Annotated in this window: 19 protein-coding genes and 1 other RNA gene; 18 read left to right on the forward strand and 2 right to left on the reverse strand. The window is 37.9% G+C overall.

The window, feature by feature from the left end; translation table 11 throughout:
• Positions 1-14: 14 nt before the first annotated feature.
• Together nth and ACIQXW_RS03930 are read left to right on the forward strand one after the other, a co-directional pair.
• Complete coding sequence (nth, locus tag ACIQXW_RS03925; RefSeq protein WP_340825079.1) at positions 15-677, forward strand: endonuclease III; 663 nt, start codon at positions 15-17, stop codon at positions 675-677.
• Positions 674-988, forward strand: a complete 315-nt coding sequence (locus ACIQXW_RS03930; protein WP_340825077.1) for a YpoC family protein — start codon at positions 674-676, stop codon at positions 986-988. The genes nth and ACIQXW_RS03930 overlap by 4 nt, the downstream gene beginning before the upstream one ends.
• A gap of 170 nt (positions 989-1,158) precedes the next feature.
• Here ACIQXW_RS03930 and ACIQXW_RS03935 read toward each other — a convergent pair whose 3' ends face one another.
• Positions 1,159-3,819 carry a PBP1A family penicillin-binding protein gene (locus ACIQXW_RS03935; RefSeq protein ID WP_401018637.1) on the reverse strand — a complete coding sequence of 887 codons (2,661 nt, stop codon included), beginning with the start codon at positions 3,817-3,819 and terminating at the stop codon, positions 1,159-1,161.
• Entirely contained in the window at positions 3,816-4,466 is a 651-nt protein-coding gene (gene recU / locus ACIQXW_RS03940; protein ID WP_340825074.1) for a Holliday junction resolvase RecU, read from the reverse strand. The genes ACIQXW_RS03935 and recU overlap by 4 nt, the downstream gene beginning before the upstream one ends.
• Positions 4,467-4,848: 382 nt before the next feature.
• Between recU and ACIQXW_RS03945 the strand changes: the two genes are divergently transcribed.
• From ACIQXW_RS03945 to ACIQXW_RS04020, 16 genes are all read left to right on the forward strand, one after another.
• The gene (locus ACIQXW_RS03945) at positions 4,849-5,046 is read left to right on the forward strand and encodes an endonuclease (RefSeq protein WP_340825073.1); all 198 of its coding nucleotides are present in this window, start codon (positions 4,849-4,851) and stop codon (positions 5,044-5,046) included.
• Between the two features lie 242 nt (positions 5,047-5,288).
• Complete coding sequence (locus ACIQXW_RS03950) at positions 5,289-5,672, forward strand: YppE family protein (protein ID WP_401018635.1); 384 nt, start codon at positions 5,289-5,291, stop codon at positions 5,670-5,672.
• On the forward strand, positions 5,647-7,920 hold the full coding sequence (locus tag ACIQXW_RS03955; RefSeq protein ID WP_402760006.1) for a DEAD/DEAH box helicase: 2,274 nt from the start codon (positions 5,647-5,649) through the stop codon (positions 7,918-7,920). Before ACIQXW_RS03950 ends, ACIQXW_RS03955 begins: the two co-directional genes overlap by 26 nt.
• Before the next feature lie 705 nt (positions 7,921-8,625).
• On the forward strand, positions 8,626-9,873 hold the full coding sequence (locus ACIQXW_RS03960) for a ribonuclease H-like domain-containing protein (RefSeq protein ID WP_402760008.1): 1,248 nt from the start codon (positions 8,626-8,628) through the stop codon (positions 9,871-9,873).
• Between the two features lie 121 nt (positions 9,874-9,994).
• Positions 9,995-10,294 (forward strand): cell division regulator GpsB, encoded by a 300-nt coding sequence (gpsB, locus tag ACIQXW_RS03965; RefSeq protein ID WP_340825066.1) that lies wholly within the window; start codon positions 9,995-9,997, stop codon positions 10,292-10,294.
• 59 nt (positions 10,295-10,353) lie between these two features.
• Positions 10,354-10,732: RNase P RNA component class B (rnpB, locus tag ACIQXW_RS03970), an RNA gene on the forward strand.
• A 281-nt stretch (positions 10,733-11,013) separates the two neighbouring features.
• The gene (locus tag ACIQXW_RS03975) at positions 11,014-12,753 is read left to right on the forward strand and encodes a sensor domain-containing protein (RefSeq protein ID WP_401018631.1); all 1,740 of its coding nucleotides are present in this window, start codon (positions 11,014-11,016) and stop codon (positions 12,751-12,753) included.
• 3 nt (positions 12,754-12,756) lie between these two features.
• Positions 12,757-13,893 carry a THUMP domain-containing class I SAM-dependent RNA methyltransferase gene (locus tag ACIQXW_RS03980; protein ID WP_340825063.1) on the forward strand — a complete coding sequence of 379 codons (1,137 nt, stop codon included), beginning with the start codon at positions 12,757-12,759 and terminating at the stop codon, positions 13,891-13,893.
• Between the two features lie 84 nt (positions 13,894-13,977).
• A complete protein-coding gene (locus tag ACIQXW_RS03985; protein ID WP_340825062.1) occupies positions 13,978-15,885 on the forward strand; it encodes an ATP-dependent DNA helicase in 1,908 nt (635 codons plus the stop codon).
• 255 nt (positions 15,886-16,140) lie between these two features.
• Complete coding sequence (locus tag ACIQXW_RS03990; protein ID WP_402760010.1) at positions 16,141-17,571, forward strand: histidine kinase N-terminal domain-containing protein; 1,431 nt, start codon at positions 16,141-16,143, stop codon at positions 17,569-17,571.
• Positions 17,564-18,142: an ANTAR domain-containing response regulator gene (locus ACIQXW_RS03995; protein ID WP_340825060.1), complete on the forward strand. Its 579-nt coding sequence runs from the start codon at positions 17,564-17,566 to the stop codon at positions 18,140-18,142. Before ACIQXW_RS03990 ends, ACIQXW_RS03995 begins: the two co-directional genes overlap by 8 nt.
• Before the next feature lie 83 nt (positions 18,143-18,225).
• The gene (gene eutH / locus ACIQXW_RS04000) at positions 18,226-19,470 is read left to right on the forward strand and encodes an ethanolamine utilization protein EutH (RefSeq protein WP_340825058.1); all 1,245 of its coding nucleotides are present in this window, start codon (positions 18,226-18,228) and stop codon (positions 19,468-19,470) included.
• Between the two features lie 19 nt (positions 19,471-19,489).
• The gene (eutS, locus tag ACIQXW_RS04005; RefSeq protein WP_340825057.1) at positions 19,490-19,831 is read left to right on the forward strand and encodes an ethanolamine utilization microcompartment protein EutS; all 342 of its coding nucleotides are present in this window, start codon (positions 19,490-19,492) and stop codon (positions 19,829-19,831) included.
• Between the two features lie 10 nt (positions 19,832-19,841).
• Positions 19,842-20,339, forward strand: coding sequence for a EutP/PduV family microcompartment system protein (locus ACIQXW_RS04010; RefSeq protein WP_340825055.1), 498 nt, complete (start codon positions 19,842-19,844; stop codon positions 20,337-20,339).
• Between the two features lie 21 nt (positions 20,340-20,360).
• Positions 20,361-21,785 carry an ethanolamine ammonia-lyase reactivating factor EutA gene (locus tag ACIQXW_RS04015; RefSeq protein ID WP_402760013.1) on the forward strand — a complete coding sequence of 475 codons (1,425 nt, stop codon included), beginning with the start codon at positions 20,361-20,363 and terminating at the stop codon, positions 21,783-21,785.
• A gap of 5 nt (positions 21,786-21,790) precedes the next feature.
• On the forward strand, positions 21,791-23,161 hold the full coding sequence (locus ACIQXW_RS04020) for an ethanolamine ammonia-lyase subunit EutB (RefSeq protein WP_340825051.1): 1,371 nt from the start codon (positions 21,791-21,793) through the stop codon (positions 23,159-23,161).
• Position 23,162: the final 1 nt, after the last annotated feature.

Here is a 23,162-nt window from a genome sequence, read left to right on the forward strand (position 1 = left end):
GGGGCTTTTAGGGAATGTTAACAAAAAAACAGTGGGAGCATTGTCTAGCTGAAATGGACCGCATGTTTCCCAATGCGCATTGCGAACTTGTGCATGACAACCCGTTCGAGCTGACAATAGCCACGTTATTATCTGCACAATGTACGGATGTACTTGTCAATAAAGTAACAAAGACGTTGTTTCAAAAATATAAAAAGCCAGAAGATTATTTGGCAGTGAGCTTAGAAGAACTTCAACAGGATATTCGTTCAATAGGTCTTTATCGCAATAAGGCTAAAAATATTCAACTTCTATGTGCGCGACTTTTAACTGAATATAATGGGCAAATTCCCGCAAGTCGGGAAGAGCTCGTGACATTGCCAGGCGTTGGTCGTAAGACGGCGAATGTTGTATTATCAGTAGCTTTTGATATTCCAGCACTTGCTGTTGATACACATGTAGAACGCGTATCTAAACGATTAGGTTTATGTCGTTGGAAGGATTCCGTGCTTGAAGTGGAAGAAACCATAATGAAGAAAACACCAATGGACAAATGGTCGAAAACCCATCATCAGTTAATTTTCTTTGGACGCTATCATTGTAAGGCACAAAATCCGGGCTGCCAAACATGTCCGTTACTGGATGATTGCCGAGAAGGGCAAAAGCGTTTAAAAAAAGGGCTGGTGAAGAACGCGTGAACATTGAGGCAATATCAAAAGAAAAAATAGATGAATGGTTTACAGAATGGACTATGCTGGAAGCTCAAATACATGCTGCCCATGATGCTCGTAACGGGGAAGCAAAGGGACTCATGGAAGAGGCTATCATGTTGTTTGAACGTTTAGTTATCGAAGCAGGTGAAGAGGTAATGCCGATTAATGGGGTTGAGCGTATGGCCTTTATTAAAACGAAACCAGGACAATATGCGTGTTATCGTCAATTAGATGAATTATTTAAAGAAACAAAAAAACGAACAGCACGCTTGCGTCTACAGGCAACCAAAAACTAAGGAAGAAAAAAGCACGTAGAAGATGCAAATCAAAAAATCATATGCTATTAATAGAAAATGGGTTGTCCTTTAAGTTATGTAGAGGACAACCTTTTTGTTATGAAAAAACAGGTGTAGAAAACATTTCGTTTTCTACACCTGTTTCATTTTAGTGAGAACCTTTTAAATCGTTACTCACCGTCATCATTGTCGTCCTCGTTTGGCACTACAGGATCAGTTGGCGTAACAGGAGGTTGGCTTCCGTTATTGTTGCCGTTGTTACCGCCATTCCCGTTATTGCCATTGTTTCCATTTCCGTTATTATTGCCATTGTGATTACCGTTGTTCCCATTGTTACCGTTATGATTGCCATTATTGCCTTGATCCGGCTGTGTTGGTTGCTCAATGTCCGGTTCATCTGGATCCTCAGTACCTACATCTTCATCAGGCATACTCGTTATCTGGAAGGATGTCGTTCCTGGTTCACTTCGCGTATCATCCACAATCGCTACGACAGAAATCGTGTAATTACCATCTTCTAATGTGTTGCTAACTGTTAAACCTTTACTTTCAGTTGTTCCAAGTACAACCGTTTCTCCACCTTCTTTTGTAGCAGATACTTCAAAGGTAGTCGGCATTGGTTCATCCGTTTCTGGGTCAAGAATCGCATCATGTTCCCAGCTAATGTTGATAGATTGCCCAGCCAAATCTAAACTTGCACTTACATTGTAAGGTGTAGAAAGTTCAGGAGCTTTGTATTCATTTGAAACTTCTGTAGGTTCTGTACCACGAACAAATAGCTCTGTTTGACGTAATTCACTTGGTGTATAGTCACTTGCTAATTTCAGTGGGCTAGAGCCTACTTCGATTGTAGCTTCTACAACCGAGCTTGGTTTTTTGAAACGTTCTGTTTCAATGTTCGCAGAAAGATCTTTCATAATATCTTTAAATAAATGTTGTGGTAATCGGCGTTCATCCCAAGTTGTAATTGGGTCAGAACGTTTTTCGTAACCGCTCCAAATAGCAATTGAATAGTTGGTAGTGTAACCAGCAAACCAAGAATCTGGCACACTTGTACTTGGTAAATTATATTTGTTAAACTCGTCGTTTGAATAGTTTGTTGTACCTGTTTTACCAGCAATATCTAATCCTGAAACATTTGCTGCAGTACCAGATGCATCTGGTTTATTGCTGACAACATCACGCAACATGTCTGTTACCATGTATGCTGTATATTCTTCCATAGCAACATTAGGCTTTGGTGTATAGTCTTTCGATGATTTACCATCGCGATAAACAATTTTTGTAATGGCGTAAGGGTCAGTGTAAACACCGTTATTCCCAAAAGCTGCATAAGATGCTGCCATTTGAATAGGGGACATTGTAATGGCACCACCACCAATGGCATCCGCCTCGTAAGCATTCTCTGTTTCAATGCCTAAACGGCCAATAAACTCTTTTGCTTTGTCTGCGCCAACTTCTTTAAATGTTCTAACGGCTGGCACGTTTCGAGAAGCGTATAGAGCTTTACGTGCTGTCATAGTACCAAAATATTTACCATCCCAGTTTGTAATCGTTTGATTTGTACCTGTATATTTCATTGGATCATCCACAAGTGTTTGACCAGTTGACCATTTTAAATATTCAATAGCAGGACCGTAATCAAGTAATGGCTTCATTGTAGAGCCTGGATGATTCATTACTAAGTCATCCGCATAGTTAAAGCCACGGTTCCCATAGTTTCGTCCACCACCGACTGCTTGAATTTGACCTGTTTTTGTATCAACGACAGCAACACCAGATTCAATGTTTTCTGTAGGGAAATTACTGTCATCGTTCATGATGTTTTCTACAATTTGCTGCGCGTTTGGATCAAGTGTTGTGTAAACTTTAATGCCCTCTGCCATAGCAGTGCCATCACCATTTTTTTCAAGCTCATTAATAACGATATCTAGGAAGGCATCGTATTTAGAGCCAGCAAATGTTTGGCGTGTAGCGTCGTCTGCAAGACCTGCTAGCACATCTACTTTCTTCGCTTCTTCCATTTCAGCTTTTGTAATTTTTCCATGCTGGTACATTAAGCCTAAAACTGTATTTCGTCGTTTTTCTGCCAGTTCAGGATTTTTTAATGGATTGTAAGCGTTCGGACGCTGTACTAAGCCTGCTAGTAGTGCTTCTTCATCCAATGTTAAATCTTTTAACTCTTTGCCATAGAAATATTGAGCGGCTGTGCCAAAGCCATAGATACGGCCTGACATCAACATTTTATTAAAGTACATTTCAAATATTTCTTCTTTTGAATATTTACGTTCAAGTTGGAAGGCAAGCCATGCTTCTTGTGCTTTACGTTTTAATTTTTTCTCATTTTGTAAAAATGAGTTTTTGACAACTTGCTGCGTTAAAGTTGAAGCACCTTGTGCCCCGAAACCATCACGGAAGTTGGCAAGTATTGCACCACCTAGTCGATAAAAATCCATACCATGATGTTTAAAAAAGCGAACGTCTTCTGTTGCTAGAATGGCGTTAATCATATCTTCAGGGATTTCATCGTATGTTACGTATTTTCGGTTTTCAGCACCGATTGTGGCGAAAACGTCACCGTTTTTATCATAAAATTCAGATGAAACAGGGTCCTTTAGTAAATCTTCATTAAGCTCTGGTGCAGTGCTTGCATAATAAGCAAATACACCTGCTCCGCCGACTAAGCCAACAACTCCTATAATAAGTATCGTTAGGACAATGCGCTTCAACCACGTTTTGGTCGAAGATTTTGCTGCTTTCGGTGCTTTCTTTTTATTTTTTTGAGCGAGAGCCTTTTGATGCTCTCCGCGTGTTTGACGACGTTCACTCATTTTTTAATCTCCTCACTTTCAGAGCCATGACTTGTTGCTTCAATGAACTGCTGAAGAACGGGTAAATAATCGATACGTGGATAATAGCTTGTTGGAATTTCAAAAGCTTCCTTTTCGATGGTTGAAAAGGGAATCGATTTTCGCTCACCATTGTCCATTGCATGCCAGGCCTTTTGTAAAACTTCGTATGGCACTAAAAAATAGCGTTCAAATGCTGAAAAACGAACGATAATAAATGCCACACCATTGTGTTCCTTCACTTGCTGCATATGTTTCATTTGATGTCCATGTATATTTTTTAATGGAAAGCTCGTCTTGGATGCGGTTTCCTTAGCATCAAAATCAATATAATGCCCATTCCAAACGCCATTGTAGTCAGTTGTAGAGGGCGTTCGGAAATAAGCTTCACGAATTACAGCAGCACTTCGCGACGGATACTCTACTTTGACGATTTGTACGGGAACAGGTTTCTTATGAATAATAGCAAGTTGCCTTTCTAAATAAAAGTCGTTTGCTTCATTTATTTCATCTTCTAACGTCTTCCCTCGATTACTATAGGAAAAATCCTTTGTTTTCCCCTTTTTCTCAGCTTTTTGAATAGCTGGAGCAGGGGTGTAGACTTTCCCATTTGGATAACGAATTGTCACTTAGCTCACCTTCTATAATACTGCTATTATACACAATAGTTTACCATGATTCAGTATAACTTCACCACAGGCAGAACGTGGCGCTAAAGATTGTTTACTCTTGCTGATAGATTTGCATGATTCGCTGTTTAAAGTAGAAATTTCGCCAATAAAACAACTGCATTCGCCATTGAAATTGTTAAATGGATACACCCCTTTTTTCCTAGAACCGTTGGGAATCATTCTTTTTTAGCAATTTCATTAATAGTGCTCATTGGAAGTCGCTATTAAAAATTTATCGAAATTCTTCTTCTTTCAGCTAACTTACGCTTATTTTGTCACGCATGAAGGTTATTTTATACATGCGAGGAATACTTAAGTAAAGATAAAAGGGGGCGTTGTATTGAACAAATTAGGACAATTAGTTGCACAGTTGGATCTAGTCAATCAATTACTTTTAACGAGAGTGTCATTGGAAAACAATGCGCACAGCCTGCAATTTTTTATGCAGCTCAAATCTGTTAGCCAGAAAGTAAGCTTAGCAGAAAAGAACTGGCAAGTAAAGAATGCTTGTTCGCCTATTAGTAGTGAAAAACGATAGACTTTGGTACACTAATCTCATACAAATAAAAATGATTCATTTGATGCAATCATTTAAAGCCTTTAGCGGGTGTTAGCAATTATGCAAAGTAACTTTCAGGGTAGTCGGATATAAGAGAGGTCGGCACACATTCCTGAAAGTCAGCACTTTTCTTTAATTCTAATACATGTTAATTGTTGTAAACGAAAAGTGCTTGCGACAATTATGCTAAAGGTACATTTGATACGAGATGAGGTGCGAAATTGTTACTAATACAGCAAACTTCCATATTAATAGATGAATGTGAAAAATGTGTTGCACGCTTTTGGCAAATGCGTGAGGAGGATCGTACGCCAGACTTTTTTGCAGAGGTCAAGCCACATGCTGATACGATTCATCAACTATTGAAAGAGTGGCAACAAGAAGCAAATGCTTGGATTCAAAAAAACAAACCGAAATATATGCATTCAGGACAAATTGCTTCAGCGGTTGAATCGATGGAGCAATTTGTTGTGCAATCATTTTATAAAGAAACAAGTAAAAAACGTTTTTTAGATGCAACTCATTCTACTTCCTACACGCTAAATAATTTTTATCGCTTAGTGAAGGAGGGGCAATCCGATGCTATCGAAAAAACGGACGATTAGTGCGTTATTAAATGAGTGGCGATATGATGAGGAACTTAAAGAGCGGATAATTCATTGGCAAACATTAGACGGACGCGATGCCAAACTTGCTCCTTTTCCACAAAATCTACATCCTTCACTTATCAAAGCATTACATGCACGTGGCATCGAACAATTATATACACATCAGCGAGAAGCGTTTGATTTGGCGACTAGCCACAAATCATTTACTGCAGTTACACCGACCGCCTCAGGTAAATCATATTGCTATCATTTACCTGTACTACAAAAGATTTTAGAAGATCGAAATGCACGTGCAATTTATCTTTTTCCGACAAAAGCGTTAGCGCAGGATCAGAAAAATGATTTAAATGAACTGATTGAACAGAGTGGGGAGGACATTTTAAGCTATACGTATGATGGTGATACAGCTCCTGGTATACGCCAAAAGGTTCGAAAAGCAGGTCATATCGTGATGACGAATCCAGATATGCTGCACTCAGGTATTTTGCCGCATCATACAAAATGGGTGTCGCTCTTTGAAAATTTGCAGTATATCGTTATTGATGAATTGCATACATATAAGGGTGTATTTGGTTCACATGTAGCGCATGTTATTCGAAGACTAAAACGCATTTGTGAATTTTATGGCAGTAAACCTGTTTTTATTTGTACGTCTGCAACCATTAAAAATCCAAAAGAACTAGCGGAAAATTTAACGAACGAAACGCAAACGTTAATTGCAGATTCAGGAGCGCCGGTTGGCAAAAAAACATTCCTTTTTTATAATCCACCAATTATCCATAAAACTTTTGGTGTACGTCGAAGTGCAGTTTTAGAGGTAAGTGATTTGGCAAAAAGGCTTTATACAGCAGGAATTCAAACGATCATTTTTGCAAAAAGCCGAGTGCGTGTTGAGATGATAGTTACCTATTTAAAGGAACTAACTCGCAATAAATTACAAGACGAATCTGTGCGTGGCTATCGAGGGGGGTATTTACCCTCAGAGCGACGTGTTATTGAACGTGGGCTTCGGAATGGAACAATTCAAACTGTAGTGAGTACGAATGCGCTGGAGCTTGGCGTAGATATTGGTCAACTACAGGCATGCATTATGACGGGTTACCCGGGAAATATTGCGAGTGCATGGCAGCAAGCGGGACGTGCTGGGCGTCGTCAAGACGAAGCACTCATTATATATGTAGCACAATCGACTGCACTAGATCAGTACGTTGTAGATCATCCACTATTTTTACTGGGGAGCGAACCTGAGGAAGCACGCATTTATCCTGAAAATATGTTGATTTTAATGGATCATTTAAAATGTGCAGCTTTTGAGTTACCTTTTACAACAAATGATTCGTATGGAGAATTTGAAATACAAGAATTACTTGAGTATTTAGCAGAGGAAGGTGTTGTTTTCAAAACGAGTGAAAAGTGGCATTGGATGAATGATCGTTTTCCGGCACACGATATTAGCCTGCGTTCAGCATCTCAGGAAAATGTTGTTATCATCGATATGACTGTACCTGCTCGTACAAAGGTAATTGGAGAAATGGATCGTCATAGTGCAATGACACTATTACATGAGGAAGCTATCTATTTGCACCAGGGTATTCAATTCCAAGTAGAAAAACTTGATTGGGAAGAAAAAAAAGCTTTTGTGCGTGAAGTAGATGTAGATTATTACACGGATGCTAATTTAGCTGTGGAAATGAAAGTACTTGAAGAAGATCGAAGCCGAAACTACCAAGGTGGGACAATTAGTTTTGGTGACGTAGGATTAGTAGCACAAGCTACCATCTTTAAAAAAATTCGCTTTGGTACGCATGATAACATAGGCTCTGGCCCAATTCATCTCCCGCCAGATGAAATGCATACAAGTTCTTCATGGCTATCGTTTTTAGCGCCGGAAAAATGGACTGAAGAAGAGTTGACGGATGCTATGACGGGTGCAGCCTATGCGATGAATGCCTTTATCCCATTATTTATTCAATGTGATAGTAGTGATGTAGCGGTAGTGCCACAAGTGAAGGCGACGCACAACGAACAACCTACGTTTTTTGTCTATGATAAGTATCCAGGTGGTATTGGTTTAAGTGACAAAGTTTATGATTTATGGGAGGACTTAGTAATGAAGGCACAGCAGCATATTACAGCCTGTCCTTGTAAGTCTGGTTGCCCATCCTGCATTGGTCCACAAGAATCAATCATTAATTCAAAAAGTAAAGTTGTCAAACTTCTTCAATTGCTTAACGAAAATCATTAGTTTACAAAAGAAGGCTTGAAAGTAGTAATAAAAACGACTTTTTATTAAGTAATGTAACACTCTACGAAGGTGAATGCCGATGGAGCTATAACTATATAACCTTCTTAGAACAACAAGGAATTGCATTGGGGGATGATGGCTATTTTAAACTCGATGATCCTGTGTCATGTACACAATTTATTGCATTGATGTACCGTGCAATGAATTGATAACAAAAAAAAGCACATCTTCTCTCTTTTTACATAAGGGAGAAGATGTGCTTTACTAATTATACAGACTTTTAAATTATAAACTTAGACAATCTATATGTTGAGGGAGATAGACGAGTAATTACTTTCATCTTCTAAATGATTATAATTAAACAATCTAATTGTTAAATATCTTATAATAAGCGCTTCGTAATTTTTGAAATCCTTTACATGGAGGCGCTATTCTTATAGAAATAATTAATAATGTTAATCTTACAAACTTATTCGCAAGCGACATATTTATAGAGAAATAAACGTTGCATAGATAAATCATTAAAATTCATTTTGGCACGTATGATAACATTGGCTTAAATCATGATCTCACACGATACACAATAAGACATGTATATCAAGTGACTCGAGGTTTAATCTATGAGACTAATTATTTGCAAAATGAAAGTAAAAGATAGCTTGCACAAGTATTAAAAATCTTACAGGCAGAAAATGAGTGAAGTTAATGTCTTACGAAAATAAAATACTACAAATGAAAAAAATGCTAGGAAAAAAAGTAGAAAAACAGGTAGTTACTGAAAAACTAGCCTTTCAAAAACCGAGTGCTCCTAACTATACGGAGCAGTGGGAAAAGGCAGGTCTTACGCGCATCGAAAATGACTTTGGCATCGTTTTTAAACGACAAGTGCATTATCCATTCAATTATCAGCACGGTCACTATCAATTGCAGTCATTTTTTGACGCGTTAACAAAATGGCAAAGTGCTGATTTTGAACATCCTTATGCATTAAATATGGGTGAGCAAGTACTGTTTTTTGATACAGAAACGACTGGGTTAAAAGGTGTTGGGACACAAATTTTTCTTCTGGGCTTTTTAGAACTGACGGATCATGATTTTGTCTTAACGCAATATGTTTTAGCAGATCCGGGGCATGAAGCTGCCCTGTTATTTGAATCTAGGCTTTGGCAAAAAACAGCGACGATTATTACGTATAATGGTAAAAGTTTTGATTGGCCACAACTTGAAACACGTTGGACCCTTAACCAAAAAGTATTACCTAAATTACGAACACAGCGCCAAATAGATTTACTGCATAGCTCGAAGCGATTATGGAAAAATGATATGGAGCGTATGAAATTAAAATCAGTAGAAGAGGAGAAGCTTGGCTTTTCCCGTATAGGCGATATCCCTGGCTATTTAGCACCAATCATTTATCTTGATGCTGTAAAAAGTGGTGTGCCTGATGCACTTATGAAGGTCCTTATTCATAACGAATGGGATTTGCTATCGCTCATAACCTTGTATGTTCATTCTACTAACTTATTATTTGAAGAGGCGAGCGATGAATCAGCCAATACTTACACGAATATCGGGAAATGGTATGCTGATTTAAAGAAAAGCCCCCAAAGTGTTAACGTTTTAGAAAAGGTAACGACACAATTTGATGCTCGAGAAGCGGGCAATGCTCAATTTTATTTGGCAATTCAATTTAAAAAAAATAAGCAATTTAGCGATGCAATCGATGCTTTTGTTGCTTCACTCCACTTTATAGAGCCACGAAAAAAGTTGCATGCATTAGAACAATTAGCTATGCTCTATGAGCATCAAATGAAAGATTACAAGCAGGCCATTAATTATACATTAGAAGGCATACAATTAATTACTTCGACTGAGGAATGGCGAATGGAACAAAAACAAAAATGGGCAATTTCTTGGGAAAAGAGGTTGCACAGATTAGGAAATAAGCAATAATTTCCCGGGTAAGCGCAAGAAACGACAAGTTTAGCCTTACAATTGATGGTTTCAGACGATATAATGTTAGGAAATATGCTATAATGAATTCGTGTATGTAGTGCGAGGAAGGGCGATGTGAATGGACATTAAATTAACTTCAAAAATGATTCTTGAAAAGGAATTTAAGAAAAACTTTAAAGGCTACAATGTAGAAGAGGTCGATTCTTTTCTTGATGAAATAATTCAAGATTACGAAACGTTTGAAAAAGTTGTTGCTCAACTGAAAGAAGAGAATAAACAGCTAAAAGAAGAAATAGAAAATACGCCAAAGAGACAACCGCAACCAGCTGTTTCAGCAGCAGGTACAACCAACTTTGATATTCTTAAACGACTTTCAAATTTAGAAAAACATGTATTTGGTAGCAAGCTTTACGAATAATTTTTATCATATACATTGTATTTATCATAAAACTCTAGTATAATCTTCGTATCATCATGAAATTCGAGTAATCGCTGCGACGCTAGACGTCGTAGAGGAAAGTCCATGCTCACACGGTTCTGCGATGGCCGTAGTGTTCGTGCTTACTGAAAAAATAAGGTAAGGCAGCTTAAAGCTGACGGCGGAAGGAAGACCTAAGTCTATTTGATATGGTTGACACTTCCTGAAAGTGCCACAGTGACGAAGCTTGTTTGGAAACATACAAGGTGGAACGAGGTAAACCCCACGAGTGAGAAACCCAAATTATGGTAGGGGCACTCTCTTGAAGGAATTGAACGGATAGAGGGACAGAGTTTGCTCTGTAGATAGATGATTACTGCCCGGTCGTACGAGGCGCAAGCTGTTTGAGTACTCGGGAACAAAACATGGCTTATTGAATTTTTTGATGCTTAACTATGAAATAACAAGCGCTCTCCAATTCGGTGGAGAGCTTTTCTTTTGAACTAATTAAAGTTGTATCTATTACTTATGATGTCTAGTCATGCGCGATATACGCCTAAGGTTAGGCTAACACCATGTTGGCCGCGCCTTTGTCGATACGCTTCGAAGTCATAACATCACCGTTATCGTATGGACGCGACATACATACCTACGCAAAAAGTAGGAACGCGCTTTTCTAAAAATAAGGGTAGTATCGATAGATAGGATGGAGCGGAAACATGGGCGGAGTAATTAATAATCTGGAGAAGATTAATTCGATTTCTAAATACCCCACTTCCTTACTGAAGAAAATTTTTGAAAATGTATCTGAAGGCATTATGATTACGGATAAACATAAGAAAATAGAGATGGTTAATCCAGCATTTGAATTCGTTACAGGCTATAAACGCGATGAAGTGATGGGGAAAACGCCCGCGGTGTTGCAGTCAGGTGTACATGAGTTATCCTTCTATTTGACAATGTGGGAAAAGATTCGACAAGAAGGAATATGGCAAGGTGAAATTTGGAATCGTCGTAAAACAGGAGACGTGTATCCTGAATGGTTAACAATTGTTAGCATCACAAACGATATGGGAGAAATCACAAATTATTGTGGTATTTTCACAGATCTCTCTGAAAGAAAAATAGTAGAAAATGAACTAGAAAAACGTTTGTTAACAGATTCCTTAACAGATGTATCAAATCGATTTGCTTATATTGAGAGAATGGATAGCCTACTAGAATCGTCTTCTACTATTTCTCATTCAGTACAGCATGCTGTCTATTTCCTTGATTTGGACAGATTTAAACAAATAAATGATACGTTAGGTCATGCAGTAGGTGATACGATTCTTGTAGAAGCAGCAAAACGTATTCAAACATTGCTAAAAAACAAAGATATCATTGCTAGGTACGGCGGAGATGAATTTATCGTTACATTAACGAATGTAAAAAATGTTCGAGAAGCTGCGAAATTTGCTGAGCAAATTATTGGAATTATAGAACAACCGATGAATATAAATGGACAAGATGTCTTTATCTCCACAAGTATTGGGATTAGTATGTATCCTGCTGATGGGGTGACGTCTGAGCAACTTATTACTTGTTCAGATAAAGCGATGACCTATTCTAAAAAGAATGGTCTTAATAGCTATTCATTTTATTTTGATGAATTGCAAACTGACAGTCAGCGTGTTCTATTGCTAGATTCAGAGTTACGTAGAGCAATTGAAAATCGCGAATTTGAGCTGCATTTCCAACCGAAAATTACGGTGGAAAATGAACATATTCAAGGACTTGAGGCACTCGTTCGCTGGAATAATGAAAGACTTGGATTTGTATCTCCAGCAGAATTTATTCCATATGCTGAGGAGACAGGTCTTATCATTCCTTTAAGCGAAGTTATTATTGAAATGGCTTGTGAAGCAGCAATTAAATTACAACAATTTGGTCGTAAAATTCCGATTGCAATTAATATTTCAAGCATTCATTTTAAGCAGCAAAACTTTTTAGAGTCGATTCAGACAATATTGGAACGATATAACACGTCAGCAAACAATTTTGAAATAGAAGTTACAGAGCGCACTGTCATGAATAGTGCTTCGGAAACGGTTAGCAAGCTCGTTCGACTAAAGCAACTAGGCTTTAAAATTTCGATTGATGATTTTGGTACAGGCTATTCATCGCTGAGCTATTTAGTTCGATTCCCTCTCGATTGTTTAAAAATTGATCGTAGCTTCATTCAACATATTAGTTCGCTCGATGAAAAACAGGCAGTTGTAGATGCCATTATTCAAATGTCACATCGTCTAAAAATGAAAGTTGTAGCAGAAGGTGTAGAACAAGCGCAACAAGTGGATATACTACGGAAAATGAACTGTGATATTATCCAAGGCTATTATTACAGCAAACCATTACCACTTCCCGAATTGCTGGAGTATATCGAGTTTTGGGAAATTGAACATCAAGGAAGGAAATAATGTATGGCAAACTATAAATTAGTAGCAACGGCTGCAATGGGCTTAGAAGCGATTGTAGCACAAGAAGTACAGGCTCTCGGTTACGAAACGACAGTCGAAAATGGCAAGGTTTATTTTGAAGGTGATGAAACGGCCATTGCCCGCACGAACTTATGGCTACGTGTAGCAGATCGTGTAAAAATTGTTGTAGGACAATTTCCTGCAAAGTCTTTTGAGCAACTGTTTGAAAGTGTAAAGGCGTTACCATGGGAAAAATATTTACCAGTAGACGCATCATTTCCTGTGTCAGGAAAATCAGTAAAGTCTAAATTATTTAGTGTGCCAGATTGCCAAGCAATTACGAAAAAAGCAATTGTAGAACGCATGAAGCAGCATTACAAACGTCTTGGATTTTTAGATGAATCTGGTGCAACTTATAAAATTGAAGTTTCAATTTTAAAAGATGTGGCTACACTTACCATTGATACTTCTGGCGCTGGCTTACATAAGCGTGGCTACCGACAAGCTCAAGGGGAAGCACCGTTAAAAGAAACTTTAGCCGCTGCACTCGTTCAGATTTCAAAATGGAATCCGAATCGACCATTTGTAGATCCATTTTGTGGGTCAGGTACGATTGCTCTAGAAGCAGCAATGTTCGGACAAAATATCGCACCAGGCTATAACCGAGAATTTATTTCGGAGAGTTGGCCTTGGATGAAAGCGAAAATTTGGGAAGCGGTTCGAGATGAAGCAGATAGCATAGCCAATTATGATCAACCACTTGAGATTATTGGTTCAGATATTGATCATCGCATGGTGAGTATTGCGCAAGAAAATGCCCTTGAAGCAGGTTTTGGGGACATTATTACGTTCAAACAAATGCAAGCTCGTGATTTTACAACACTGCTTACAGATGGCGTTATGATTGGGAATCCACCATACGGTGAACGTATTGGTGATGTAGAAGTTGTGGAGCAGGTCATTCGTGATTTAGGTCAAGTCATGAAAAACTACCCAACTTGGTCAGTGTACATGCTGTCCTCCATGAAAAACTTTGAAGAATTGTACGGTCGTCAATCGACGAAAAGACGTAAGTTATTCAATGGTTTTATTGAAACGAATTATTATCAATACTGGGGACAAAAGTCTAAAAGAGACTAACTAGAGTAACGGAAGGTGAGATTTTTTCTTATCTTCCGTTTCGTCGCGTATAATAGGAACAGATTGTATGAGGGGGAACGTCAATTGCGTAAATCTTTACCATTTGCATTAACGAAGGATCGCTCGTTTTTCGAGTCATTAGGTGACTGGATGGGAGACGTCCTTTATGATGAATTACCAGAAAAGGGATTTGAATGCCGAGATGAGCAAATTTTTATGGCTTATCAAATTGAACAGGCTTTAAAAGAGAAAAATGTATTATTTGCTGAAGCGGGAGTAGGAACAGGGAAAACGATTGCCTATTTATTACCTGCTGTATCCTATGCACGCTATACAGGTAAACCAGCTTTAATAGCCTGTGCAGATGAAACATTAATCGATCAGCTCGTTAAAGAGGGCGGCGATATTTATAAATTACAAAAAACACTCGGTTTAGAAATTGATGTACGTTTAGCGAAATCACGTGATCAATATTTATGCTTAAAGCGTTTCGAGGAAGCTGAAAAAGTCGAAACAGATGAGTGGATTGATGATATAGCATTTTCAATTCCTGACGGCGTATATGCCCAAGGCTCGATGATTGCTGTGCAACCATACGGTGACCGCAGTGATTATCCAACGGTTAGTGATGAAGATTGGCACAAAGTGAATTATAACGCGATTATGCAATGTTCTGTATGTGATCTGCGTAATCGTTGCGGTCAAACCCTTCACCGTGCACATTACCGTAAATCAACGGATTTAATTATTTGCTCGCAAGACTTTTTAATGGAGCATTTAGCAACGAAAGAGTCGCGTGAACGTGAAGGACAGTTAGCGTTACTTCCAGAAGTATCGATGATGGTGCTAGATGAAGGACATTTATTAGAGTACGCTGCGCAGAAAGCAATGACGTACAAAGTTCAAGCAACGACGATTGTTCCACTATTAGAACGTTTAATGGTAGACGGTGTACGTGAACGAACTTTGTATGCAATGGAAAAATTACAAGACGATCACGAACTATTTTTTGATCAGCTGCGTGATGATATTGTAGCTTCTGAGGAAGAACGTAAGCGTATAAACAAATCTGCAACACTTTTAAAATATGGTAAACAACTTATTCAAGATGTCGAAATACTGCTTGAGGAATTTGTTTTTGAATCAGAAATGTATATGATTCCAGAGTATGAGTTAAATATGGCAGAAGAGTATTTGGAGCAATATCAAGCTTCACTTCGCATTTTTACAGCGCAAGGTGATGCAGTTGACTGGCTAGAGGAAACAGATGGTGAGGAAACGCTTGTCATTATGCCACGTCTTATTACAGAAGTTTTAGAAGAAAAATTATTTTCGAAAAAGCTTCCTATTGTATTTTCTTCTGCAACACTATCTGTCAATAAGGATTTCTCATATATTGCTTATAGTCTTGGTATTCATAATTACCAATCATTCTCAGTTCCGTCACCTTTTGATTACGAAGCGGTGATGAGAATTTACTTGCATGAACTATCTCAAAATAATAAAACAGCTCGTGTCCAACAACTGTTGGGAGATGGTGAAAAAACATTAATATTATTTAAATCAAAACAAGCGATGTTAAACTTTAAAGCGGAATTGCCTCTTATGGAACGTATGCATGTTGCATTTGAGGGAGATCGTGAACTATCTGCAATTGTTCGTGATTTCCAAGAAGGTACTGTTAAAACGTTATGTTCCTATCATTTATGGGAAGGTTTAGATTTACCTGAAGAAGCACTGACACGTGTCATAATTTATGACTTGCCTTTCCCTCCACATGATCCATTGTTTGACGCAAAACGGACATTTGCTGAAAATCCGTATGAAGAAGTAGAATTACCTTTTATGCAATTACGTCTACAACAAGGAATGGGACGATTAATTCGTACATCTAACGATCATGGCGATATTCATATTTTGTTAAATGAGGAAGAAGCCAAACAGCGTGAAACATTTGAAAATATTTTAGCAGTAACACCAGAAATAAAATAGAAAAAAGCGAGTTTGCCATCGATGCAAACTCGCTTTTTTAATATATTGAAATAATAATAACGTCATGATATTTATATAATGTCGAAAAAAAGTGTTGAATATTTCTCTTTTAAACTATATAGTTCTTTGTAATGTGATGTAATTGATTGAAGCACAAAATTTTTCTTCTTGAAAATAATTTTGCAGAAGGTTTATAATGATGACAAGAAATTTAAGGAATAGTTACGATTACTGGTGAGTATTCTATGATAGGGGGTGGACCTGTCGAGCATTCAAACGCTGTGTAGTAAATATACAAACTTATCCGAAACAGATATCGAGAAGTTAGTAGAGCTTGAAACTACACTTTCCTATTATGCTGAATTGACAGATTGCTATATGTTTATAGATTGCATGGTGGAAAATTTACCACATGCAATTGTTGTGGCAGAGGCATTCCCTACAAAAGAAATTGGTTTATACGAAAAATCAGTGATTGGAAAAATCGTATTTGAAAGCTTTGAACCAGCAGTATTTGCAGCTTTTAAATATAAAGAAAAATCATCCATTTCTCGAGCAATCACACAGGAAGGTATAACCGTTGAACAAAATGTTGTTCCTGTCTTTAATGACGAGGGACAGGTTATTGCCATGTTGATTCAAGAAAAAAAGGTCAAAATGCAAACTGCACCAAAGGATGATTTTCAAAATATGCCTTTTGCTTTAATTGAGCATATTGTCGAGCCAAATTCGCAACCAATTCCTGTTGTGTCTGATTTATTAGTAGAGTCAATTATTCTCACAAATCATGAAAACAAAGTGATTTATAGCAATCCAGCAGGCTACCGTTTTATTACGGAGCTTTCAGGGCTAGAGCATTTTAACAATATTGCGTTGGATAAAATTTTACCTTTTTTACAAGAGGTCTATGATAAAGGCGACGATGTCTTTTTCTTAGAAATTACGATTGATCGTAAATCGTTTATAGTGAAAAAAATTCCAATTCGCAGTCAACATGATAAAGTGACACTTCTTATTATTCATGATCTGACAGAGTTAAAGCTGAAAGAAAATGAACTGATGATGAAGACATTTGCTATACGAGAAATTCACCATCGTGTGAAAAATAATTTACAAACGGTTACAAGCCTATTGCGATTGCAAATGCGAAATGACCTAGCAGCTTCAAATGCAAGTGCTTTTCAAGAGGCATTAAATCGAATATATAGTATTTCCTCTGTCTATGAACTTATTTTAGAAAATGAGGATAATGCGGAAGAAAAAGTGGACGTTATCGCTTTGTCTAAAAAGATAGGGCATAAAATGATTGGTACTACCAATACACAATCCATTCAATTAATCTTCCACGATGATGATATTCAGCTATATTGTCATTCGAAAAAAGCTGTTTCACTCGCATTAATTATTTGTGAGCTACTACAAAATGCATTAAAGTATGCTTTTATCGAGCGCGAGGAAGGAATAATCGATATTCAATTTCTTCAGGATGCTTCTTATATTTCACTTCATATTTCCGACAACGGCGTTGGCATGCACGAGGTGAAGGCATCATTTGGAATGGAGATTATTACAAGGCTTGTTGAATATGATTTAGCTGGCACATTTACAATTATCCCTAGTGAACAAGGTACACATACTCAAATTCAGTTTCCTGTAAGTGAGGAGGTATTTATCCTAAATGACTAGGAAAGTAATGATTGTCGAAGATGAATCACTTATCGCTATCGATTTGAAATTTATGCTAGAAGATAATGGCTATGAAGTCGTTGCTCAAGCAAATAATGGAGAATCAGCGATTGAGCTAGCTTTTACACATAAGCCACAGTTGATTTTAATGGACATCAAAATGCCGAAACTAGATGGTTTAAAAGCAAGTAAAATTATTGAACAGCAGTTAGGTATACCCGTACTGTTTATATCAGCTTACAGTGAAAAAGAATTGTTATTGTACATGAAACAGGACAATATTTTAGGTTATGTTATGAAACCGTTTTCTGAGAAAAATGTCTTGCCAGCGCTAGAAGTGGCATTTCATCAAATCGATAAATTTAACCGTCTGAACGGTGAAATATTGCATAAGCAAAGTGAATTAGAAAAGCGGAAACTAATCGAACGAGCGAAAGGGTTACTGATGCAATCAGAAAAACTTAGCGAGGACGAGGCTTATAAAAAAATTCGCAATGAGAGTATGCAAAGTCAGCAGGAAATGGTGACAATAGCAAAACGAATTATTCATACATTACAAGTTAATAGATGAAGCAAAGACGCTTAAAGAGAATTTTTCTTTAATGCGTCTTTTTTTCTATATATTTATCAAAATCAAAGGGGGGGATGAGTAAGATGGCAATGATAGGAACGATAATCGTTTATATTATTATGATTTGTGCCGTTTTAGGTGCGATCGGAGCAATTCGAGATGCAGAGTATGGGATTGGTAAAGAATTTATGAATGGTATCCATACTGTAGGGCATATTTTTGTACCCGCGGCAGGAATCATGGCAGCTATACCTTACTTAACATGGTTTATTAGTCACTTTATTAGTCCGGTTTTTGAATGGATTGGAGCTGATCCAGCAATAGCCGCAACAACAATTTTAGCGTCGGACATGGGGGGATATCAATTAGCAAATGCCTTAAAGGAATCCTATGAAGGATGGGTAATGGCACTTGTTGTTGGTTTTATGTCAGGTGCAACAATTGTATTCTCAATTCCGATGGGTCTTGCGATGTTAGACAAGCGTGATCATAAGTATATGGCATTAGGAATTATGGCGGGTGTTTTAACAATTCCGATTGGTGCATTTATTTCATCAATCATGATTGTGATGTTTAACACGGAAGTTCGTGAAGTCATTAGTACTACATCTGCACCAACTTATGTTTTTGCCATTTCTGTTTTACAAATATTACTTAATTTATTGCCTTTATTTATTTTTGTAATCTTAATTGCGTTAGGGCTAAAGCTCATTCCAAATGGCATGATCAAAGGTTTTATGATTTTTGGACGTGTAATGGATGCGGCGATTAAGCTTGTACTTGTGTTCTCGATTGTTGAAATTTTTACGGGTCTTTTTACAAAGATTTTTGGGGCATGGGGCTTTGATCCAATCATGGCAGATAGTGTTGACCAATTCCGTGCATTAGAAACGGCTGGTTATATCGGTATTATGTTAGCGGGTGCATTCCCAATGGTCTACTTAATCCGAAAATATGCTTCTAAACCGCTAGAAACAGCAGGTAAAAAATTAGGTCTTTCATCGGTAGGAAGTGCAGGGATTTTAGCAACGAGTGCAAATATTTTAGCTATGTTTACACTCATTCGTCAGATGCCGCCAAAAGATAAAGTAATCAACATTGCCTTTGGAGTTTGTTCAGCCTTCCTGTTAGGTGATCATTTATCATTTACTGCTAATTTCCAGCCAACAATTATTTTACCTGTAATGGCAGGGAAGCTTTTAGCAGGAATCATTGCCATTTTCTTTGCCTATAAGCTATCAGTACCTACAGCATTAAAATTGGAACAAGAAGATCGCAAGGCAGGCATCATTAAAGAGGGAGAATATTTAACAGATCAAAAGTCTTGATAGAAAGAAGGGATGTCGTATGAGTGAAGAAAAGAAACGATTTATTCAGGAATTTGTGCCGGGTAAGCAACTAACGTTGAGTCATTTAATAGCAAATCCAGATCCTGAAATGTTTCAAAAACTTGGTATTCAAGAAGCAGGTGCACTTGGCATTATGACTTGTACACCGAGTGAAACAGTCATTATTGCTGGGGATATAGCTACAAAGGCAGCGAATGTAAAACTAGGGTTTTTAGATCGTTTTACGGGCAGTCTCGTTATTGTGGGCAGTGTCTCTGAAGTTGAAATGGCGATGTTAGAAATTAATCGTTTTCTTTCAGAAATGCTAGGTTATACGCCATCTAAAATAACGAAGTCATAGGATGTGCCATATGAAAAATCGAGTAATGATAATAGGCGGTGTGCAAGCTGGTAAGTCAACGCTAATGAATGCGTTATTAGGCAAAGATAGAAAAGCCAATAAAACGCAAGCACTCGTTTTTGATGACTGGATTGTTGATACACCTGGAGAATATATAGAAAATCCGATGTATTACAGAAATATTATGGCAACATCGCTTGAAGTGACGCATGTAATCTATTTACAGGATGCCACATCCTCAAGGAGTGTTTTTCCACCACAATTTAGCTTGGGCATTCCTAAAATACAAATTGGCGTCATTACCAAAATAGATGCACCTCTTGCGGATGTGGAAAGAGCAACAACTTTATTAAAAAACGTTATGACACATGGTCCAATCGTTCAAACATCTTCGTGGCAAATGCTTGGTATTGAGTATATTGCACCGCTAATTCAGCTCAATTCAGACGAGGAAATTCGCCAATTTGTTAAGGATCGTGATAGTCCCTATCTTATTTATTGTTCTTAGTGGCGTAGAGGGAGGCATAAGTTGAAAACAGAAAAAATTTATAGTGCAGGCATTGATATTGGGACAAGTACAACAAAGATGGTTGTTAGTAGTTTTCTGTTGAAAAACGTTGCTGGTGTGACACATGTGCCGCGGATAGAAATAATTGAAAAAACGGTGTTACATCAAAGTCCTATTATTAAAACACCGTTTCTCAATGATGACATTATCGATATGGAACAGATAGAACAATTTATATTTCAGCAATATCAACTTGCTCAAATTTCACCAGCAGATATATCAACAGGTGCCATTATTATTACGGGTGAATCTGCTACGAAGGAAAATGCCAGTGAGGTTGTCCATGCAATTGCTGACTCAGCAGGTCATTTTCTAGTTGCGACTGCAGGGCCTGATTTAGAGGGGATTATTGCCGCCAAAGGTGCAGGTACTGTTCAACTGTCAAAAAACACAGGCAAAGTCATTGCCAATATAGATATTGGTGGCGGTACGGCTAATATCGCAGTTATGCAGTACGGTGAAGTCATTGGCACATGTACATTGCATGTTGGTGGTAGATTAATTGAATTTTATAATGGCAAAATTCTTTCCATTTCTCCACCTATTAAGAAGCTCATGGAGAAGTGGTCAAAACCATTACAGCTAGGGGATTCGGCAGACGATGCTCGCATTGAGCAGCTTATTCAAGAAATGGTGCGCTGCTTAGCTAAGACATTAAGTGGGCAAGAAATTGATGCCAAGCATCCATTGTTATTAGGACATTTGCCAAATTGGCATAAGCCAGTCGATGCAATCGTCTTTTCAGGAGGGGTAGCTTCCTGTATATATAACCATGATTGTACGCATCGTCAGTACGATGATATCGGCGATAAACTAGCAAATATGCTATTACAGCATGAGCAACTGCAAACATTTTTATGGCTACAGCCACAAGAAACTGCACGAGCAACAGTGACTGGTGCAGGTACACAAACAACTGAAATTAGTGGTGCCACCATTCAAGTGGATGCAGATGTTTTACCGTTAAAAAATGTCCCTGTATTTAATTGCCATATGAGTATCGCATCAAAAGCGTTTGATCATATGGTAAAGACAGCAGTGGATAGAGCAGATGCACTCTTTTCGATAGAGGATAAACACGCTCCATTTGCACTTTATTTTAGTGAGTTACCGTACTTAAGTTTTCAGGATGTCCATACATTATGCGAGGCCATTTTACAGCATTTAGGAACAAGAAGCTCCAAGGACATACCAATTATCATAGTCATTCAATCAGATTATGCAAAGGTTATAGGGCAAACGTTGCAAGCTATTAATCCAATGGTTCCTATACTATGTATCGATCAAATTAAAGTAGAAACAGGTGATTATATTGACATTGGGCAAGTGCTACCTTCTGGTGTTGTCCCTGTTGTTGTCAAAACACTAGCTTTCCACTCAAAGTAAGGAGGATGAATGTGAATCTATCGGTGATATTTGGTGGAGAAAAATATAATTTTCATTCATTAAAAGACGTAATGGCTAAGGCCAATGAAGAAAAATCGGGAGATCGGCTAGCAGGTATTGCTGCTGAAACCGTACAGCAACGAATTGCAGCAAAAGCTGTGCTAAGTGAATTACTAGTCAAGGATATACGAGAGAATCCTTTAGTTCCTCCAGAAAATGATGAGGTCACACGCATTATTGAAGGGGATATTAATGAACAAATTTACGGAGAAATAAAAAATTGGAGCATTGAACAACTTAGAGAATATATTTTATCGAATGATACAGGAGATCGAGAGTTAAAGCGCTTAAGTAAGGGCATGAATTCAGAAATTATTGCAGCTGTTACAAAGCTAATGTCTAACTTGGATCTTGTTCATGCGGCCAATAAGGTAGAAATACTCTCAACGTGCAATATTACGATTGGGCAAAAGGGTACGCTTTCCTCAAGACTACAGCCCAACCACCCAACAGATAATATTGACGGGATTATCGCTTCCTTAAAAGAAGGATTGTCTTATGGAATAGGCGATGCCGTTATTGGCATTAACCCTGTAGACGATTCTGTCGAAAGCGTTAAAAAAGTTTTACATGCTACAAAAGAATTTATTAATGATTGGTCGATTCCTACACAGAACTGTGTATTGGCTCATATTACAACACAAATGAAGGCCATTAAGCAAGGGGCGCCAGCCGATATGATTTTCCAAAGTATTGCTGGTACTGAAATTGCCAACCGCTCGTTTGGTATTTCTGCAGACTTAATTCGAGAAGCAGAGGAGCTTGTGAAAAAACAAGGAACGGGAACTGGCCCAAATTTATTTTACTTTGAAACAGGGCAAGGCTCGGAGCTTTCGGCAGAAGCACATATGGGCATTGACCAAGTAACATTGGAATCACGCAATTATGGATTCGCAAGACATTTTAATCCTTATATTGTCAATACAGTTGTTGGTTTCATCGGTCCTGAGTATTTGTATAACAACAAACAAGTTATTCGAGCAGGGCTAGAAGACCACTTTATGGGTAAAATGCACGGCATTCCAATGGGAGTAGATATTTGTTACACGAATCATATAAAGGCAGACCAAAATGATGTAGAAGATTTAAGTGTGTTACTAACCGCAGCAGGCGTGAACTTTATTATTGCAGCACCTATGGGAGACGATATTATGTTGAACTACCAGTCAATGAGTTTCCATGATGTTGCAACGTTGCTTCAAACATTTGGTAAAAAACCGGCGCCCGAATATTTAGCATGGTTAGAAAAAATGGGCATTTACGAAAATGGGCGACTTTCAGCTAGAGCTGGCGATTTATCGATATTTGAAAGGTAGG

The organism is Lysinibacillus sp. NPDC097162, from assembly GCF_044762185.1.
Lineage (GTDB): Bacteria > Bacillota > Bacilli > Bacillales_A > Planococcaceae > Lysinibacillus.

Bases quoted from the DNA above. Each gene is read 5' to 3' on its own strand.
- ACIQXW_RS03935 (WP_401018637.1), bottom strand. From the start codon at position 3,819: ATGAGTGAACGTCGTCAAACACGCGGAGAGCATCAAAAGGCTCTCGCT.
- eutH (WP_340825058.1), top strand. From the start codon at position 18,226: ATGGCAATGATAGGAACGATAATCGTTTATATTATTATGATTTGTGCC.
- ACIQXW_RS04020 (WP_340825051.1), top strand. From the start codon at position 21,791: ATGAATGTGAATCTATCGGTGATATTTGGTGGAGAAAAATATAATTTT.
- ACIQXW_RS03980 (WP_340825063.1), top strand. From the start codon at position 12,757: ATGGCAAACTATAAATTAGTAGCAACGGCTGCAATGGGCTTAGAAGCG.
- ACIQXW_RS03995 (WP_340825060.1), top strand. From the start codon at position 17,564: ATGACTAGGAAAGTAATGATTGTCGAAGATGAATCACTTATCGCTATC.
- ACIQXW_RS03960 (WP_402760008.1), top strand. From the start codon at position 8,626: ATGTCTTACGAAAATAAAATACTACAAATGAAAAAAATGCTAGGAAAA.
- nth (WP_340825079.1), top strand. From the start codon at position 15: ATGTTAACAAAAAAACAGTGGGAGCATTGTCTAGCTGAAATGGACCGC.
- ACIQXW_RS03975 (WP_401018631.1), top strand. From the start codon at position 11,014: ATGGGCGGAGTAATTAATAATCTGGAGAAGATTAATTCGATTTCTAAA.
- gpsB (WP_340825066.1), top strand. From the start codon at position 9,995: ATGGACATTAAATTAACTTCAAAAATGATTCTTGAAAAGGAATTTAAG.
- ACIQXW_RS04010 (WP_340825055.1), top strand. From the start codon at position 19,842: ATGAAAAATCGAGTAATGATAATAGGCGGTGTGCAAGCTGGTAAGTCA.
- eutS (WP_340825057.1), top strand. From the start codon at position 19,490: ATGAGTGAAGAAAAGAAACGATTTATTCAGGAATTTGTGCCGGGTAAG.
- ACIQXW_RS03955 (WP_402760006.1), top strand. From the start codon at position 5,647: ATGCTATCGAAAAAACGGACGATTAGTGCGTTATTAAATGAGTGGCGA.